Source organism: Kosakonia oryzendophytica (genome assembly GCF_027886705.1).
GTDB classification, from domain to species: Bacteria; Pseudomonadota; Gammaproteobacteria; order Enterobacterales; family Enterobacteriaceae; genus Kosakonia; species Kosakonia oryzendophytica.
The window spans coordinates 3,741,395-3,758,581 of the sequence record NZ_CP115659.1 but is presented as its reverse complement, the minus strand read 5'-3'; the positions used below and the strand labels follow the sequence as shown (position 1 = coordinate 3,758,581).

Below are 17,187 nucleotides of genomic sequence, written 5' to 3'. Positions count from 1 at the left end.
TGAATTTTCTTAAAGTTTAAATTCGTCTTTCTATATGCGCCATTCGCATAAACCAGACGTTTTTGGCATTAACCCGCAACAGGGAAAATGACTTTTGCGCGCGGGCAAGCTGAACGGCGTTTTGCCAGACGAACCCGCGTTTTTGTAGCCGACCGTGGCGCGTCATATCCGGCTGAAAAGTGGTGTGCTTCGGCAGAAACTGGCGTAGTTGTTCGCTACCAACTTGCATTAACGCTTTACTTATCAGCCTGATCACGCGCGGGGGGCGCGGGCATGATGTCGTGCTCTGTCACCGTATCTGAAAAATATATTCCCTAAATCTATTGCATTCCATGTGTTATCACTATTTTAAATAAAAGTTATTGCCTTACTTCTTTTTAATCTTAATTAACCCCCACACCGCGCCGATGGGATCTCTGACAGGTGTGTTTTTTACTGTCTTTTAACGCTTTTATTTCACAGCAATGATCGGGGTTTATATGGAATTTATACATAACGTTAAGATTAAGTTCGTGATGCTTGCGATCTTAATCATTTTCACTCTTCTTTGGGGCGGTGTGTCGTTTTTCTCACTGCATGCGCTGAGCGGGTTGACGGAAGAAGTCGCGCTCACCAACGTGCAACAAGTTAACGGCGACATCATTAACAATGCCAGCGATCGCTATTACCAGGTTAAGTTATTAATGGATCGCGCATTGGTTTTTAAAACGAATAACGATACGCAAAATTACCAACAAACCATTGACCGTATCGGCAAAGATATCGATTTTCTGCAAGGCGGGTTAAACCAATTCAAAGTCACCGACCACGCCAATATTAGCAACAACTCGACCGACAATATTTATAACAGTTCGCTGACGTTGTTTAATCAGGCCATAAAACCGATGTTTGAAGCGGTGAAAGCCGACAACGTCGACAGCTACACGCAGTTGTCAAAAGAGCAATTCAGCCCGCTGCGCAGCGGCTTCTCTCAGGCGATCGTTGCCTACAATCAGGAGATCCATGATCTTAAAGCCGCCGCTAACGACCGAATTGCCAGTTGGGTTTCGCAGACGCGCGCCATTATCATTGTTGCAATGATCATTGGCCTTGCCATGCTGGTTATGTCTGAGCGCTATCTGGCGCTGTGTATGGCGCGTTCTCTGGAGTGGGTGAAACAGCATTTGCAGGTGCTGTCGGAGGGGAACCTCGACAGGCCGACAAAAAACCTGGGTAGCAACGAAGTGGGGCAGTTGATCCCGTTCCTTGAGACAATGCAGCAAAACTGGGTGAAAACCGTAACGCAGATTCGTAATAGCGCCGGTGAGATTTACCAGGGCGCTAGCGAGATTGCCTCCGGGAATACCGATCTCTCTTCCCGCACCGAAGAACAGGCTGCTGCGTTGACGCAGACCGCTGCCAGCATGGAAGAACTGAGTGCGGTGGTGAAACAGAACGCCGATAACGCCAGCGAAGCCAGTACCCTGGCGAAAACCGCCTCGGCGGCGGTGAATAAAGGTGAAGAGCGTGTGCAGGCGGTCATTGCCAGCATGAAGAACATTACCGAAAGTTCGCAGAAAATTACCGATATCATCAACGTTATCGACAGCATTGCGTTCCAGACGAATATCCTGGCGCTCAACGCTGCGGTGGAAGCGGCACGTGCCGGTGAGCAGGGGCGTGGTTTTGCCGTGGTTGCCAGCGAAGTACGCAACCTGGCGCAGCGTAGCGCCGGAGCCGCCAAAGAGATCAAAACGCTGATTGATGAGTCTGTGGCTAACGTCAACAACGGTTTTGACCAGGTTACCCTCACCAGTGAATCGATGGACAACATTCTGCGCTCGGTCACCAGCGTGACGGACATTATGGGGGAAATCGCTACGGCGTCTACCGAGCAGAGCAAAGGCATCGGTCAGGTTGGCACGGCGATTTCGCAGATGGACAGCGTCACCCAGCAGAACGCCGCGCTGGTGGAAGAGTCCTCTGCCACTTCCAGTTCTCTGGAGCAACAGGCCTTCCAGTTAACGGAAATTGTCTCGGTGTTCCGCTTGCCCGGCGATGCGGCGCAAAAAAACGTCGCCGCACGCCCGGTAGCGACAAAAACGGGTAAATCCGCATCGCGCACACCCGCAACTGCGAAGAGCCACAACCAGGAACATGAGTGGGAATCCTTCTGATAACGCAGTAAAAAATGCCCGGGGGTAACGCCCCGGGCAAGCTGGGTTTATTTTCCTTCCATAATGGCTCAGGTTGAACATGTTCAGTTTGTTGGCATTGCTGTCATCGAACAGCATGCCATCCATCAGCAGTTTCTCCTCCTTCTGCGCCCGCATTATCAAGGATGATGGCTTTCGTTTTACGGGCGATGACGGCTTTGATCCACTGACTCTGTTTGTTCACGTAACTGCCTGCGGTTTGCACAGCTAATTTCTTAAAAAGAGAAAAGGATCACGACCTGCGGCTTAACTGACAGCCAGCGTTACCACCTTTGCGTTATCGGTTTGCCAGTACACAGTGGCTTGTTGATCAACAAGTTGCGGAGAAAACGTCGCCCGAAAACGCAGCGTCAAGTAGCGGGGATCAAGGTGAGTGATTGCTGCACTGGTGAAGCCCGGAAGCGGCAGCGCACGATGAGAAAACGCTTTATAAAGGCTCTCTTTCGCGCTGAACGCCAGTGTGAGCGCCAGAGGATATGGCAAACCGCTGGCTTCCAGCACCGCTCGTTCGGCGGAGGTGATAATGCTCTCTGTGAGCTCTGCACATAACTCGCTGCTAAAAAGCGATTCACTGTCTACGCCGATCGGATGACGAGCAACCACCGCCAGCGCGTGATTTTCACAGTGCGTGATACTGCCAAACAGACCCGGCGGCCAGCAGGGCTGGCGCTGCGCGCCAATAACCGGCGCGGCGGTGCTGCCAAAGGGTTGTAAAGCGTGGACGGCGGCAATGCGCCCGGCGAGATGTTCAGCCTGGCGTTTGCGCCCGGCAGCGGCCAGTTCGGCGTGATGGGGAAGCCAGAGTAAATCACCGGGGGTAAGGGTTGCAGGGTCGAAATCGATACGGTGCAGGGTGTGTCTGGCAAGTGAAATGGTGTGATGTGTGATGTGCATGTTGGACCTTGCCTGGTATGTTTACCCTCACCCTAGCCCTCTCCCTGGAAGGGAGAGGGGACAAAATGTTGCAGACCTGCGGTTTTCTTCCTCTCCCATAAAGGACGATAGCAGAGCGTTACAGGCCTGTTGTTTTCCCCTCGCCCATAAAGGACGAGAGCAGAGCGTTACAAAGCTGTGGTTTTCCCCCTCGCCCCTTTGGGGAGAGGGCCGGGGTGAGGGGGACCGAAATCCCCCTGTGTGGACCGGGATCAGAAGTGTGTGTTCACACTCATAAACCAGGTGCGGCCGGATTCGTTATACGTTTCCGCGCCTGCGCCATACATATAACCCGTACTGCCGCCCGTCGTCTGGGCGTTACCTGCACGCCAGTGACGTTTGTCGAACAGGTTGTCAACACCGCCGGTCAGGCTCACGTTTTTCATCACATCCCAGGTCGCGCTCAGGCCAACAATGCTGTACGGACTGACTTCGTTGGTCGCTGAACCGGTCACACGTTTACCCTGATAATCATACTTTTTCGGTTCCTGTTTGCCGTACCAGGTAAAAGTCGACTGCACAGAAACATCCGGCACAATCTGCCAGCTCAGGGTGGAATTTAACGTGTATTCCGGAATGATCGACAAACGCTCGCCGGTTTCTTTGTTTTTGCTCTGCAGCATATAGGTGAAGTTGTTGCTCCAGGTGACCACATCGGTTACCGGCACATTCAACGTTCCTTCCAGACCTTCTACGACCGCTTTTGGCACATTCTCCCATTGATAGAGGTCGGTTTTGGTTTTGCCCACGGCCGTCTGGCTCAGCGGTGAATAACCGGCTTCAATCTTGTTGCGGTAATCGTTGCGGAACCAGGTTACACCGGCCAGCCAGCCTTCGTGTTTGAACTCCAGACCAATCTCTTTGTTGATGCTGGTTTCCGCTTTCAGGTCATCGTTACCCATCATGTAGCAACCCACGCCGCTACCGCTGGCGTAGCAACCCTGGCCTTTACTGTAAAGAATGTAGTTCGGGTTGGTTTGATACAGGCTTGGCGCTTTGTAGGCCCGGCCAATGCCCATTTTCAGGGTAAAGTCATCGCCCAGCCCCTGAGACAGGTTCAGCGATGGGCTCCAGTTATTACCCACGATGGTGTGATGGTCGAAACGCAGCGCTGGCGTCAGCATGGTGCTGTCAGTCAACTCCATGTTGTCTTCGGCAAACACCGAGTAAATATCGGCATCAGAATAAGGGCTGCGACCGGTACTGTTCAGACCGGCAATCGGGCCGCCCATGAACGTTTGGGTGTTGGACGCCAGGTCTTTCATACGCTGCTGGTTCCATTCGGTGCCCAGTGTCAGGGTCTGGTTCACCAGCAGTTCCAGCGGCAGGTTGATTTCGTTATGCAGCATCACGTCGGAGAGGTCGATATCCGTAAACTGATTGCTGTTGAACAAACCTTCGGTGCCCCCGGCCAGCCCCTCGCCAAGACGCGAGTTGCGGGTATGTTCATACTGTACCCAGTTACTGGTTGTGACACCGTTATCCCAGCCGCCATTCCAGGTGATGGAGTAGTTCTGACGATAGAGACGGTTGGTCTCTTTGCCATAGTTCTCTTTCACGTAGTTATTGGTACTGCTGTCGTTATTGGTGTTTTGCGTGTCGCCTGCGTACAGGTTGCCCTGACGGCTATAGCCCGCCTGGAACTCAAGAGATTGCTGCGGCGCAAAGTCCCAGCGTACTACACCGTTAAGATCTTTATTGATTGACCCTTCGCGACCTGCTGCCATCGTGTCTGCGTAAATGCCGGTGCGTTCAGACTGGTGATTCTGGTTGATGTCCCATGCGTCGGCCTGGGTTTTCGCCAGATTGCCGTACAGGCGGAAACTGACATCGCCACCCAGCGGGCCGCTCAGGCTGAAATCTGTCCGCTTGGTCGCGCCTTCGTCTTTATGTTCCGGGGCGTTGAAGTAGCTGTTCCATGCACCGTGCCACTCCTGCGAGCTCTCTTTTTTAGTGATGATATTCACCACACCGCCCGCTGCGCCATTTCCGTAACGTACTGCTGCCGGGCCGCGGATAACTTCGATGCGTTCGATCATCTCTGCCGGTACCCAACTGGTATCGCCACGGCTATCACGTTCACCGCGCCAGCCCAGACGTACGGAATTACGGCTGGTAACAGGTTTGCCGTCGATCAGAATCAGGGTGTTTTCCGGGCCCATACCGCGAATATCAATCTGACGGTTATTCCCGCGCTGACCGCTGGTGGCGTTACCGGTTAAGTTCACGCCCGGCATGGTGCGAATGATCTCAGAGACATCGCGGGCGGGCGGGTTTTTGCGGATCTCTTCGGCCGTAATGGTGGAAACACCCGGCGCCTGAAGGTTTTGCTGTGCTGCCGTGACGACGATAGTGTCATCGTGTGCATCGGCGTCGCTGGTGGTGCTGTCTGCGGCTATTGCGGGCAACGCAACACCGTAGATCCCCAGATTGACCAATAAGGCCAGGGACGTGATTTTGTTCTTCATTGTATTACCTGCTTTTCGTCGCCGCTTCCTTGGCTAATCCATTCCCAGGGGGAGAGGAGGCGGCATGATGAAGCCAACACGCAGCGAGGTGCTCAGTCCTGAGAAAATTCGCCCACGGTGGCCATTTTTAAAAGAAAGACGCGCTTCCCACAGCGCGCCATTACGCTATTGCAAATGAAAATAGTTATCAATAATATTATCGATATTTTTTGATCTGCAAGCAAAAATTTCCATAGCCAATTTGAGGTTAAAGTCGTGACGTCAACAACGGGAAGTGATGCCTGGTGGAAGTCGAAACAGGGGCCGGAATGGGTCAAAGCGACACCGGAAGAATACAGTGTGACCTTCTGGTGGCGGGACCCGGCAGGAACGGAAGCGACATCAAACGTGCGCCGGGTATGGATTTACATTACCGGCGTCACCGATCACCATCAAAAGGCGTTGCCGCAATCGCTGACGCGCATTGCCGGTACGGATGTCTGGTACTGGACAACGCGGCTGGAAGCGGGCTGGCGTGGCAGTTATTGTCTGATCCCGTCTGAAAATAACGACGATTTCTCTGCGGACGTGTTTAACACTACGCCGCCGGACCGCCAGGCGCTGCGTGAGGGCTGGCGCAGGTTACTCTCCCATGCGATTGCCGATCCGCTGAACCCGCAAAGCTGGCGCGGCGGGCGCGGTCATCCGGTGTCGGCGCTGGAGATGCCTGATGCGCCATTACAACCCGGCTGGCGCGATGCCGAAACGCCGTTTACCGAACCGCAGCGTCTGCAATGGCGCAGTCAGCGGTTGAACAACGCGCGAACTGTCTGGGTGTATACGACTGGCGACAGCGACCCGACGCAACGCCCGCTGGCGATCCTGCTGGACGGTCAGTTCTGGGCGAAAAGCATGCCGGTGTGGCCAGCGCTGGCATCGCTCACCCGTACGGGGCAACTGCCTGATGCGGTCTATGTGCTGATTGACGTGATTGATAATGCGCATCGCAGCGAGGAGTTACCTTGCAACGCCGCATTCTGGGAAGCGGTACAAGAAGAGCTGTTACCGCAGGTGCGGGCACTTGCTCCGTTCAGCGATCGCGCCGATCGCACCGTCGTCGCCGGGCAGAGTTTTGGCGGTCTTTCGGCGTTGTATGCCGCGCTGCACTGGCCGCAACGTTTTGGCTGTGTGCTCAGCCAGTCCGGTTCGTACTGGTGGCCGCACCGGGGCGGGGAGCAGGACGGCATCCTCATTGAACAACTTAAAAACGGCGAGCTTCAACCGCACGGCCTGCGCATTGTGCTGGAGGCGGGTGTACGTGAGCCGGTCATTTTTCGGGCCAATCAGGCTCTCTTTTCTCTGTTGCAACACACACAGCAGCCGGTTTTCTGGCGTCAGGTAGACGGCGGACATGATGCGCTTTGCTGGCGGGGCGGGCTGACGTCCGGGCTTATGACGCTCTGGCAGCCGCTGACCCGCCCGCGCTAAAGCGCCTTTCCACGACAGGAGTTTGCTATGGAATTCACCAACCCCTTCGATAATCCGCAAGGGCGATTTTACATTCTGCAAAATTCGCAGCAGCAGTTCAGTCTGTGGCCTGCGCAGTGCAGCTTACCCACCGGCTGGCGTGTTCTGTGCGAGCCGCAGCCGCAGGCGGAATGCAACGCCTGGCTTGCGGCGAACTGGCGGACATTAACCCCGGCGCACTACGCGCAATCAGGGAGCGACCAATGAGCACACGTTTACCGTTGGTGGCCGCCCAGCCAGGGATCTGGATGGCGGAACAACTCTCATCACTGCCTAATGCCTGGAGCGTAGCGCACTATGTCGAGTTGCAGGGAGAGATAGATGCGGCGTTGCTGGCACAAGCGATTGTCGCCGGAATGATGCAAGCGGATACGCTGCGCATGCGCTTTACGGAAGATAACGGTGATGTGTGGCAATGGGTGGACGACGCGCAGACCTTTGCCCTCCCGGCGATTGTCGATCTTCGTCGCGAGTCCGACCCGCACGCCGCCGCCCTCAGTACGATGCAGACCGATCTCGGGCAAAACCTGCGTGTAGAGAGCGGCAAACCGTTGGTGTTCCATCAGTTGCTGCGCGTGGGCGAACAACGTTGGTACTGGTATCAGCGTTATCATCATTTGGTGGTGGATGGCTTCAGTTTCCCGGCCATTACCCGCCAGATTGCTGCCATTTACAGCGCCTGGCGCCGTGGTGAACCCACTCCCTCTTCGTCATTCACGCCGTTTGCTGAGGTCGTGGATGAGTATCAGCGTTACCGGGACAGTGAAAGCTGGCAGCGGGACAGTGCCTTCTGGGCGAAACAGCGCAGCGAACTGCCGCCGCCGGTATCGCTTTCCGCCATGCCATTGCCCGGACGCGCGGCGACCACCGACATCCTGCGGCTGAATGTGGCGATGGATGCGCAGGCGTTTCGCCGCTTAACCCAGGCCGCGCCGCAGAATGCCCCGGCAGACCTGGCACTGGCACTGGTGGCATTGTGGCTGGGAAGACTTTGCGGACGCACTGATTATGCGGCGGGCTTTATTTTTATGCGGCGCATGGGATCGGCTGCGCTGACTGCCACCGGTCCGGTATTGAATGTGTTGCCGCTGGGTGTTCGCCTGGATGCCACGCAAACTCTGCCAGCGCTGGCGACACAGCTTGCCACGTCGCTGAAAGCGATGCGCCGCCATCAGCGGTATGATGCCGAGCAAATCGTGCGTGATGCCGGGCGCGCTGCCGGAGACGAGCCGCTGTTTGGCCCGGTCTTCAACGTCAAAATGTTCGATTATTTGCTGGATGTTGATGGCATCAACGGCGTCACGCACACGCTGGCGACCGGGCCGGTGAACGATCTGGAGATTGCCCTGTTCCCGCACGAAGAGGGCGGCCTGACGCTGGAAGTGCTGGCGAACCGTAGCCGTTATGATAGGCAGACACTGACCGCGCACATTGCGCGTCTGCCGGAATTGCTGCGCCAGTTTGCCGACAATCCGGCGCTGCGCTGTGGCGATGCGGAGTTGATTGCGCCACACGAAGCCGAACAACTGGCGACGATCAACGCGACGCAGGTTGCGCTGCCCGCGACCACGCTAAGCGCGCTGGTGGCGGCACAGGCGGCGAAAACGCCAGACGCGCCCGCGCTGGCGGATGCCCGCTGGCAGTTCAGCTACCGCGAATTGCGTGAGCAGGTGATCGCGCTGGCAAACCAGTTGCGCCAGCTTGGTGTACAGCCCGGCGATAGCGTAGCAGTGGCGTTGCCGCGATCGGTGTTTCTGACGCTGGCACTGCACGGTATTGTGGAAGCGGGTGCTGCCTGGTTGCCGCTGGATACCGGTTATCCGGACGATCGCCTGCGCATGATGCTGGAAGATGCGCAACCGCGGTTGTTGATCACCTCGGAAGATCAACGGGCGCGTTTTAGCGATATCCCAGGCCTTGCCCATTTCTGTTATCAGCAGCCGTTGGCAACAGGCAGTTGCGAACCGCTTAACCTGACGCGCCCCGATCACACCGCGTATATCATTTTCACCTCGGGTTCTACCGGGCGACCGAAAGGGGTGATGGTTGGTCAAACCGCCATCGTTAACCGCCTGCTGTGGATGCAGGATCATTACCCACTGAAGGGTGATGATGTGGTCGCGCAAAAAACGCCATGCAGCTTTGACGTCTCGGTGTGGGAGTTCTGGTGGCCGTTTATTGCCGGTAGTCAACTGGTGATGGCAGAGCCGGAAGCGCACCGCGATCCGCAGGCGTTGCAGGCATTCTTTGCCCGTTATGGCGTGACCACCACCCACTTTGTCCCGTCGATGCTGGCGGCGTTTGTCGCCTCACTGACGCCGGAAAGTGCGCAGCAGAGCTGCCGGACGTTGAAACAGGTGTTTTGTAGCGGTGAAGCGCTGCCTGCCGATTTGTGCCGTGAGTGGCAGCAACTGACGGGCGTACCACTGCACAATCTGTATGGCCCGACCGAAGCGGCGGTGGACGTGAGCTGGTACCCGGCGTACGGCGAGGCGCTGGCACGCGTACAAGGCAACAGCGTGCCCATTGGCTACCCGGTGTGGAATACCGGCTTACGCATTCTGGATGCCATGATGCGCCCGGTTCCGCCAGGCGTGGCGGGGGATCTCTATCTCACCGGCATTCAACTGGCGCAAGGGTATCTGGGGCGTCCGGACCTGACCGCCAGCCGTTTTATCGCCGATCCGTTTGTTGCTGGCGAGCGGATGTACCGCACCGGGGATGTGGCGCGCTGGCTGGATAACGGCGCGGTGGAGTACCTCGGGCGCAGCGACGATCAACTAAAAATTCGCGGTCAGCGTATTGAACTGGGCGAAATTGATCGCGCCATGTTGACCTTACCGGATGTCGCGCAGGCGGTTGCTCATGCGTGTGTCTTCAACCAGGCAGCAGCCAGCGGCGGCGATGCGCGTCAACTGGTGGGGTATGTGGTGTCGGCGTCCGGCTTACCGCTGGATACCGCCGCGTTGCAGGCGCAACTGCGTGAACAGTTACCGCCGCACATGGTGCCGGTGTTATTGCTACAACTGGCGGAACTGCCGCTGAGCGCCAACGGTAAACGCGATCGTAAAGCGCTGCCGTTGCCAACGCTGACCACAAAACGCGGCGGTCGTCCACTGCGTGAGGGCAGTGAAACGCAGGTAGCGCAGGCCTTTGCCGCGCTATTGGGCTGCGAGGTGAACGATGCGGAAGCCGACTTCTTTGCCCTTGGTGGCCACTCACTGCTGGCGATGCGCCTGGCGGCACAGTTGAGCCGTGAATGCGAGCGCCAGGTGACGCCGGGACAGATTATGGTGGCGTCGACGGTGGAAAAACTGGCTGCGCTGCTGGAACAGAGTCTGTCGGCAGAAGAGGCGCAACGTCTGGGGCTGGAAACGCGGTTACCGCTGCGTGAAAGCGATGGCCCCACGCTGTTTTGCTTCCATCCGGCTTCCGGCTTTGCCTGGCAGTTCAGCGTGCTGGCACGCTACTTAGCGCCGCGCTGGTCAATTATTGGGATTCAGTCACCGCGCCCGACCGGGCCGTTGCAGCAGGCCGCTACGCTGGATGATGCCTGCGAACAACATCTGGCGACGCTGTTGGCACAGCAACCGCATGGGCCTTACTACCTGTTCGGGTATTCGCTGGGTGGCACGCTGGCGCAGGGCATTGCCGCACGCTTGCGCCAGCGTGGCGAAGACGTGGCGTTCCTCGGGCTGCTTGATACCTGGCCGCCGGAAACGCAAAACTGGGCGGAGAAAGAGGCTAACGGGCTGGATCCTGACGTGCTGGCAGAAATTGAGCGCGAGCGGCAAGCCTTCCTGGCGGCGCAACAGGGGCAAACTTCCGGCGAGCTGTTCCGCCACATTGAAGGCAACTATGCGGATGCCGTGCGCCTGTTAACCACCGCACATAGCATGCCGTTTGACGGTAAAGCCACGTTGTTTGTCGCCGAACGGACGCTGCAACCAGGAACGGATCCGCATAAAGCCTGGGCACCGTGGGTGAAAGAACTGGCGGTGTATCGCCAGGATTGCGCCCACGTGGATATCATCTCACCGCAGGCCTTTGAACGTATCGGCCCGGTATTGCGGGAAGTGTTAGGGGCGTAATGTTTATCCCCCATCCGGTGCAGGGTGGGGGAGAATCGGTTAGCTCAGATTCGCGAATGCCATGTTCTGCTGCCCGGCATGCTCATGGCGATCGTTTCCGGATGTACGACCAGCGTCAGCAAGCTGGAAGCGCGTCACCGATTGTTGCAAATGCGCCACCTGCTGTTGCAGGGAACCGGCAGCGGTTGCCACTTCTGCGACCAGTGAGGCATTCTGCTGAGTCACGCCGTCCATTTGATGGATCGCAATGTGAATCTGTGAAATGCCCCGCGTCTGCTCGCCGGATGCCATCATCACCTCATCCATAATATCCGCCACCTTTTTGACATCGAGCATCACGTCGTTCATGGTCGCGCCCGCCTCTTTCACCAGCCCTGACCCCTGTTTAATACGGCTGAGAGAGTCATTGATCATCGTACCAATCTCTTTCGCCGCCGTGGCGCTGCGCTGCGCGAGGACGCGCACTTCAGAGGCTACCACGGCAAAACCGCGACCGGCTTCTCCGGCGCGCGCCGCTTCCACCGCCGCATTAAGCGCCAGCAGATTGGTCTGGAAGGCAATACCGTCAATCACCCCCACAATGTCGCCAATTTTGGCGGAGCTTTTTTCAATCGCATCCATGGTGGAAACCACATGAGACACTACGTTAGCGCCGCGAGACGCCGTCGATGCTGCCTTCTGCGACAGATCGTTTGCCTTGCGCGTGTTCTCTTCGTTGTTTTTCACCGTCGCCATGATCTGCTCCATGCTGGAGGCGGTTTCATCCAGTGAGGCAGCCTGCTGCTCTGTCCGGCTGGAGAGATCGATATTCCCGGACGCGATCTCTTCCACCCCCGAGCCGATAGCATCCGTGCCGCTACGTACCCTCTGCACAATGTTTTCCAGTCCATCACGCATACGCTGGACGGCAGCAAAGAGCTGGGCTATCTCGTTTTTACCGCTGATATCGATGCGTGCCCGTAGATCACCTTCGGCAATACGGTCGAACACGGTAATCACATGATTGAGCGGTTTGACGATCAGATTGGTCATCACTGACCAGGCCAGCCCGGCCAGCACCAACGCACAGGCGATAGAGAAATAGAGAGCGAACGACATCCGCGTAACGCGGTTATTGGAGTCGTCGTAGGCGTTATCAATGCTTTTCAGCTTCCAGGCGACCAGCGCTTTCGAGGCTTTATCAAAATCGGCGTACAGTGCGGTGGATTTCCCGGCGTACTGGCGATATTCATCCAGTTTGCCGGCTTCCAGCGCGGTAAACGCCGGGCCAATAAATGTTTTCATCAGCGTCTCGCGCGATGCCGCCATTTCTGCGGCAATTGCCTGCTCTTCAGCGGATTGTGGGTATTTCAGGTACTCCTGCCATTTTGCACCGGCACTATCGATTTTACTTTTGGCGCGATCCAGCGCTACTTTTGCTTTTTCCGTTTCGCCACTGCCCATCAGGGATTCGTAAAGACGTAAATCCAGGCGGCCGCGCAGTAATAATTCAGAGCTTTCATTCAGTGCGACCAGCCCCGGTAATACTTCTGTATCGACGTGGGCAAAAGATTTATTTCCCGATTGTACGGCGACTGAACCCAAAATTCCCACGAAAAGTAATAATGCCGTCAGCGAGAAAATCATTATGCTGAGTGCGGTGCGGATCTTTATTTTACGAAACATTGAATATTCCCTGTCTGCTACGAAGATTAATGTTTGGCGTGTTCGTTAGCCGTACTGGCTAAAAACGTTTTTAGCTTTTCATTATAAAATTTGGCGGACATTGTGGTGCCGTGCCCGCTGGTCTCAGTGCTTGCCGGAATAAGGAACAGTTCAGCCTGTTTTATCTGCTTTAATGTTTCGCTGAACGTGCTGGTTTCTGGTGGATTACGCTCGTCATCTGCTGAATTAATGATCAGCATGGGGGCGGTAATATTCTTTAAAGCGGGCAGAGCGTTATAATTTGCGGACGAGCCCCAGAGATAAATAAAATCGTTGGCATCGGCAGTGACAGGCGCAGCGAGTCGCTCATCCACCACTTTATCTGCCTGCGCGCGGGTTGGTGCTTTATGTTGTAAGGCCTGCGTGCCGCCCGTTGTGGCAATACTGAACATAATATTGGCTGTTTTTAACGCGGGTGGCTGTTGGCGGTAATGGCCTTCAGCCCAGGCAGGATCGTTTTTGATCGACTCAATCAACATCCGTCGCAGCATCCAGTTACGTCCGGATAATTCATTGGGTTGTGATGCCATCGGCACCAGCGCATCCATCATCGACGGGTATTTTTCACCCCATAGCCAGGTTTGCATGCCCCCCATTGAATACCCCATGACCAGGCGTAAATGCGAAATGCCCAGACCTTCTTTCACTAAGCGATATTGCGCGGTCACCATGTCGTCATAATCATAGTGCGGAAATGCCATACGTAAGCCATCTGATGGTTTGGATGATTTTCCTGAACCGATGCTTTCCGGCATGATAATAAAGTAGTTACGGCTATCCAGCGCCTGACCCGGACCAAACAGCTCGCCGGCAAATCCCTGGGCTAATAAGGCCTTAATGGGTTGATTGGTGCCGTGTAGCACTAATACGGCAGGTTTACTTTTGTCCCCCAGCGTGAAGTAATGAATGCGCAGGTCGTTCAGTTTTTCGCCGTTATTAAAGGTGAACGCTTTAGCAATCCACTCCTTTTCTTCCGGTTCGGGAGGTGAATGGGCTGCGTGAGTCGAAAGTGACAGCGTTAACAGAATGGCACCAGCCACCCCTGTTATTATACGGATAAACATAAAATAACCTTTTGGATATATGCAGGTTTTGGAAACCTGATGTTAGTTTTTATTGAGATAAATCCCAATAGACATTAATGGTGGGGACGCAAAAAAGCATGACGTTCTTGGTTTTTGCGTTTCTGCGGGATATTTTTCAGGCGGTTTTTCTTACGCTAAAATATCTGAAAGGGGTGTATCGTCTGAGGGATTAATATTGATTAAGGTTTTTGATAGTTATATTGCCGTCAGTATTAGTATTCCTTAATAATAACGTTATTGCCGCTTAAGAATAAAGAGGGCGGAAAATAGCATAAAGAATATCATTTATTGATTACAGTAAAATGTTGTACGGCGGCGAAAAAAATGCGCAGGTATGTCGATATACCTGCGCATCATAAATAACGTTTTTCTGGCGGGTCCGGGTGCGGAAAGTAAACCTGTTATCTGCTGCGCCCCAGCGGCACTACCAGTGGGGTATGTGCCACCGGATCGTCAATGATTATACAACGTAAACCGTATACCGCCTCAATCAGTGCCGGGGTGACAATCTCTTTCGGTGCCCCCTGTGCCACGATCCTGCCATCCCGCAGGGCAATCAGGTGGGTTGCGTAGCGGCAGGCCTGGTTCAAATCGTGCAGTACCGCGGCCAGCGTGTAACCCTGTTCGCGGTTGAGTTCACTTAACAGTTCTAGCAGATCGATCTGGTAACTGATATCCAGCCAGGTGGTCGGCTCGTCGAGTAGCATGATCGCCGTTTCCTGCGCCAGCACCATGGCGATCCATGCCCGTTGACGCTGTCCTCCCGAGAGCGTATCCACACTCTGGCTGGCCAGCGCATCGACACCCGTGGCTTTCATCGCCCGCGTAACCGCCTCTTCATCCTCTCTACGCCAGCGGGTAAACAGAGGCTGGTGCGGGTAACGACCGCGCGCCACCAACTCCTGTACCGTGATGTCTCCCGGTGTAGTGGCATTTTGTGCCAGCAGGCCAATGCGCCGCGCCACCTCTTTGCTGGCGAAACGCTGAATCTCCTCGCCATCCAGATAAACATGCCCCTGCGCGGGGGGCATCAGGCGGCTTAAGGTGCGTAACAGCGTCGATTTGCCGCAGCCGTTGGGGCCAATAATGGCGGTGAAATGGCCGTCGGGAATGGCGACGTTTAACTGCTCGGCGACAATCTTTTTGCCGTAACCCAGGGTTAACGCTTCGCCGCGCAAACGGGTTTGTGTGTCGATCATTTTTTGCGGGACTCCTGAATTAACAAGGCGATAAGGTAAATACCGCCGAGGCTGACGGTGACGACGCCCACCGGCAACTGGTACGGCGTAAAGCCTTGCTGGGCAAACATGTCTGCCAGGAGCAATACCAGGGCGCCGCACAGTGCAGACTGGACCAGTCCCCAACGGGCAGTAGCGCTCAGACGGCGGGCGATGTGCGGCGCCACCAGCGCGATAAACGAAATCGGCCCTGCCAGCGCCGTGGCGGCGGCGGTGAGCGCCACGGCGACCAGCATCAACATCAGCCGGGAGCGTTCGACGCTGACGCCGAGCGCGCAAGCACTGTCATCGCCCATCTCCAGTAAGCGCATACGCCGGGCGAGCAGGGCGGCAAAAATAAACATCAGCGCAATCAGCGGCGCGGAGGGAAGGGTCTTCGCCCAGGTTAGCCCGTTCAGCGAACCGGCATTCCACAGCCCGGCAGAGAGCGCCGTTTCCAGCGAGGCATGCAACAGCAGCCAGGTGTTAAACGCCATCAGCATCGCGCGGACACCAATGCCGACGATGATCAAACGGAAGGTTTCAATCCCGTTGCGCCAGGCCAGCAGCCAGACCAGCAGCGATGTCACCATACCGCCCGCCATCGCCGCCAGGGCAATGGCGGTCATATGCTGGCCAAACAGCACCATGGCCACCAGCACGCCGCTCCAGGCACCGGTATTAAATCCCATCACATCCGGACTGCCCAAGGGATTGCGCAACAGGGACTGGAAAATCGCCCCACTGACGCCGAGAGCCGCGCCCACCAGTAACGCCATCAACACACGCGGTAAACGCCATTCCGTCACCACAAGCTGGATGGCACGGGGTGCATCGCCGGTCAGCGCAGCAATAACCTGCGAGAACGCCAGGGGGACAGTGCCGCTGCGCAGGCTCCATACGGCCAGCAGCAGTGCGATGAGCGCCATCAGCAGGCAACTGGCGACCAGGCGACGGGAAGGCGCCATCATAAGCCGCCTCCGCGCGCGCGGCGCACCAGCACAATCAACACTGGTGCACCGATAAAGGCGCTGACCACGGAGACGCGTAATTCACCCGGTACAATCACCCGGCCAATCATATCGGCGAACAGCAGCAATGTCGGGGTGGCGATCAGCGTGACCGGCAGCGACCAGCGGTGATCGGCTCCCACCAGCCAGCGTGCGATATGCGGCATCATCAGGCCGATAAAGGCAATCGGGCCGACCAGCGCCGTGGCGCTACCGCACAGGACGGTAATGATCAACAGACCGAGCAACTGTGTGCGCGCCACTTTGCTGCCCAGCGCGGTGGCCGTATCGCTGCCGAGGCTCAGGCTGTTAAGCGATCGGCTTAGCAGCAACGCGGCTACGGCAGCCAGCAGTACCGGCAGCGCGACAATCTTCAGGGTATGCAGGGTGCGAATATCCAGCGAGCCTGCCTGCCAGAATCGCAGTTGATCGTAGACATCGGCATTCAGCAGCGAGATGCCGCTGGACAACCCTTCCAGCACGGCGGCCAGCGCAACACCCGCCAGCGTGAGGCGCACCGGGCTAAGCTGTCCGCCGCCCTGGCTGCCAGTAAACGCCACCAGCAGCGATGCTGCCAGCGCACCACAAAATGCCAGCAGCAGTTGTTCCGTGGGGGAGGTGATACCGATCAGCGCCGCGCCGAGCACAATGGCGAAGCTGGCTCCCGCATTAACGCCCAGCAGGCCGGGGTCGGCCAGCGGGTTACGGGTCAGCGTTTGCATTAACGCCCCGGCCAGCCCGAGCGCGCCACCCGCGAGCAATCCCGCCAGCGTACGCGGCAGGCGAGCGTCTTTGATGATGGTGCAGTCCGCACTCTGGCAGGCGCCGGTAAGGGCATCTAGCACCACGGTGGCGGGCAGGTTTTTTGCGCCAATAAACAGGCTGAGTGTTGCGGCTGCTAACAGCAGTATCAATAACCCGGCGAGGGCGACGGGGCGCGCCGGGAAAGCAGAAAACGACATAAAGCATCCCAAACGT

General features: G+C 56.6%; 13 protein-coding genes. 5 read left to right on the top strand and 8 right to left on the bottom strand.

The window, feature by feature from the left end; translation table 11 throughout:
- Positions 1–16 precede the first annotated feature (16 nt).
- Positions 17–229 carry a hypothetical protein gene (locus O9K67_RS18270; protein WP_061496859.1) on the bottom strand — a complete coding sequence of 71 codons (213 nt, stop codon included), beginning with the start codon at positions 227–229 and terminating at the stop codon, positions 17–19.
- A gap of 250 nt (positions 230–479) precedes the next feature.
- Between O9K67_RS18270 and O9K67_RS18265 the strand changes: the two genes are divergently transcribed.
- On the top strand, positions 480–2,156 hold the full coding sequence (locus tag O9K67_RS18265; RefSeq protein ID WP_061496857.1) for a methyl-accepting chemotaxis protein: 1,677 nt from the start codon (positions 480–482) through the stop codon (positions 2,154–2,156).
- A gap of 79 nt (positions 2,157–2,235) precedes the next feature.
- Positions 2,236–2,406: a hypothetical protein gene (locus O9K67_RS18260; RefSeq protein WP_271044614.1), complete on the top strand. Its 171-nt coding sequence runs from the start codon at positions 2,236–2,238 to the stop codon at positions 2,404–2,406.
- Positions 2,407–2,441: 35 nt separating this feature from the next.
- Here the strand turns inward: O9K67_RS18260 and entD are convergent, their stop codons facing one another.
- Both entD and O9K67_RS18250 read right to left on the bottom strand, forming a co-directional pair.
- Complete coding sequence (gene entD, locus O9K67_RS18255) at positions 2,442–3,089, bottom strand: enterobactin synthase subunit EntD (RefSeq protein ID WP_061496855.1); 648 nt, start codon at positions 3,087–3,089, stop codon at positions 2,442–2,444.
- A 251-nt stretch (positions 3,090–3,340) separates the two neighbouring features.
- Positions 3,341–5,596 (bottom strand): TonB-dependent siderophore receptor, encoded by a 2,256-nt coding sequence (locus O9K67_RS18250; protein ID WP_061496853.1) that lies wholly within the window; start codon positions 5,594–5,596, stop codon positions 3,341–3,343.
- Positions 5,597–5,851: 255 nt separating this feature from the next.
- Here O9K67_RS18250 and fes point away from each other — a divergent pair, with 255 nt between their 5' ends.
- The 3 genes from fes to entF are packed head-to-tail and all read left to right on the top strand — an operon-like array spanning position 5,852 to position 11,193.
- Entirely contained in the window at positions 5,852–7,063 is a 1,212-nt protein-coding gene (gene fes, locus O9K67_RS18245) for an enterochelin esterase (protein ID WP_061496850.1), read from the top strand.
- Between the two features lie 27 nt (positions 7,064–7,090).
- Positions 7,091–7,309, top strand: a complete 219-nt coding sequence (locus O9K67_RS18240; RefSeq protein ID WP_061496848.1) for an MbtH family protein — start codon at positions 7,091–7,093, stop codon at positions 7,307–7,309.
- Entirely contained in the window at positions 7,306–11,193 is a 3,888-nt protein-coding gene (gene entF / locus O9K67_RS18235) for an enterobactin non-ribosomal peptide synthetase EntF (protein WP_061496846.1), read from the top strand. Before O9K67_RS18240 ends, entF begins: the two co-directional genes overlap by 4 nt.
- Before the next feature lie 39 nt (positions 11,194–11,232).
- On the opposite strand, the gene O9K67_RS18230 is transcribed toward entF, so the two are convergent.
- The 5 genes from O9K67_RS18230 to fepD form a co-directional block, all read right to left on the bottom strand.
- The gene (locus O9K67_RS18230; protein ID WP_061496844.1) at positions 11,233–12,858 is read right to left on the bottom strand and encodes a methyl-accepting chemotaxis protein; all 1,626 of its coding nucleotides are present in this window, start codon (positions 12,856–12,858) and stop codon (positions 11,233–11,235) included.
- 26 nt (positions 12,859–12,884) lie between these two features.
- Positions 12,885–13,961, bottom strand: a complete 1,077-nt coding sequence (locus O9K67_RS18225; protein WP_061496841.1) for an alpha/beta fold hydrolase — start codon at positions 13,959–13,961, stop codon at positions 12,885–12,887.
- 422 nt (positions 13,962–14,383) lie between these two features.
- Positions 14,384–15,181: an iron-enterobactin ABC transporter ATP-binding protein gene (gene fepC / locus O9K67_RS18220; protein WP_061496839.1), complete on the bottom strand. Its 798-nt coding sequence runs from the start codon at positions 15,179–15,181 to the stop codon at positions 14,384–14,386.
- Positions 15,178–16,167 carry an iron-enterobactin ABC transporter permease gene (gene fepG, locus O9K67_RS18215; protein WP_088236831.1) on the bottom strand — a complete coding sequence of 330 codons (990 nt, stop codon included), beginning with the start codon at positions 16,165–16,167 and terminating at the stop codon, positions 15,178–15,180. The genes fepC and fepG overlap by 4 nt, the downstream gene beginning before the upstream one ends.
- The gene (gene fepD / locus O9K67_RS18210; protein ID WP_061496836.1) at positions 16,167–17,171 is read right to left on the bottom strand and encodes a Fe(3+)-siderophore ABC transporter permease; all 1,005 of its coding nucleotides are present in this window, start codon (positions 17,169–17,171) and stop codon (positions 16,167–16,169) included. Before fepD ends, fepG begins: the two co-directional genes overlap by 1 nt.
- Between the last annotated feature and the right edge of the window lie 16 nt (positions 17,172–17,187).

Coding starts and splice junctions, on each gene's coding strand:
- entF (WP_061496846.1), top strand. CDS start 7,306: ATGAGCACACGTTTACCGTTGGTGGCCGCCCAGCCAGGGATCTGGATG.
- O9K67_RS18230 (WP_061496844.1), bottom strand. CDS start 12,858: ATGTTTCGTAAAATAAAGATCCGCACCGCACTCAGCATAATGATTTTC.
- fepG (WP_088236831.1), bottom strand. CDS start 16,167: ATGGCGCCTTCCCGTCGCCTGGTCGCCAGTTGCCTGCTGATGGCGCTC.
- fepC (WP_061496839.1), bottom strand. CDS start 15,181: ATGATCGACACACAAACCCGTTTGCGCGGCGAAGCGTTAACCCTGGGT.
- O9K67_RS18240 (WP_061496848.1), top strand. CDS start 7,091: ATGGAATTCACCAACCCCTTCGATAATCCGCAAGGGCGATTTTACATT.
- O9K67_RS18260 (WP_271044614.1), top strand. CDS start 2,236: ATGTTCAGTTTGTTGGCATTGCTGTCATCGAACAGCATGCCATCCATC.
- O9K67_RS18270 (WP_061496859.1), bottom strand. CDS start 229: ATGCAAGTTGGTAGCGAACAACTACGCCAGTTTCTGCCGAAGCACACC.
- O9K67_RS18265 (WP_061496857.1), top strand. CDS start 480: ATGGAATTTATACATAACGTTAAGATTAAGTTCGTGATGCTTGCGATC.
- O9K67_RS18225 (WP_061496841.1), bottom strand. CDS start 13,961: ATGTTTATCCGTATAATAACAGGGGTGGCTGGTGCCATTCTGTTAACG.
- fepD (WP_061496836.1), bottom strand. CDS start 17,171: ATGTCGTTTTCTGCTTTCCCGGCGCGCCCCGTCGCCCTCGCCGGGTTA.
- entD (WP_061496855.1), bottom strand. CDS start 3,089: ATGCACATCACACATCACACCATTTCACTTGCCAGACACACCCTGCAC.
- O9K67_RS18250 (WP_061496853.1), bottom strand. CDS start 5,596: ATGAAGAACAAAATCACGTCCCTGGCCTTATTGGTCAATCTGGGGATC.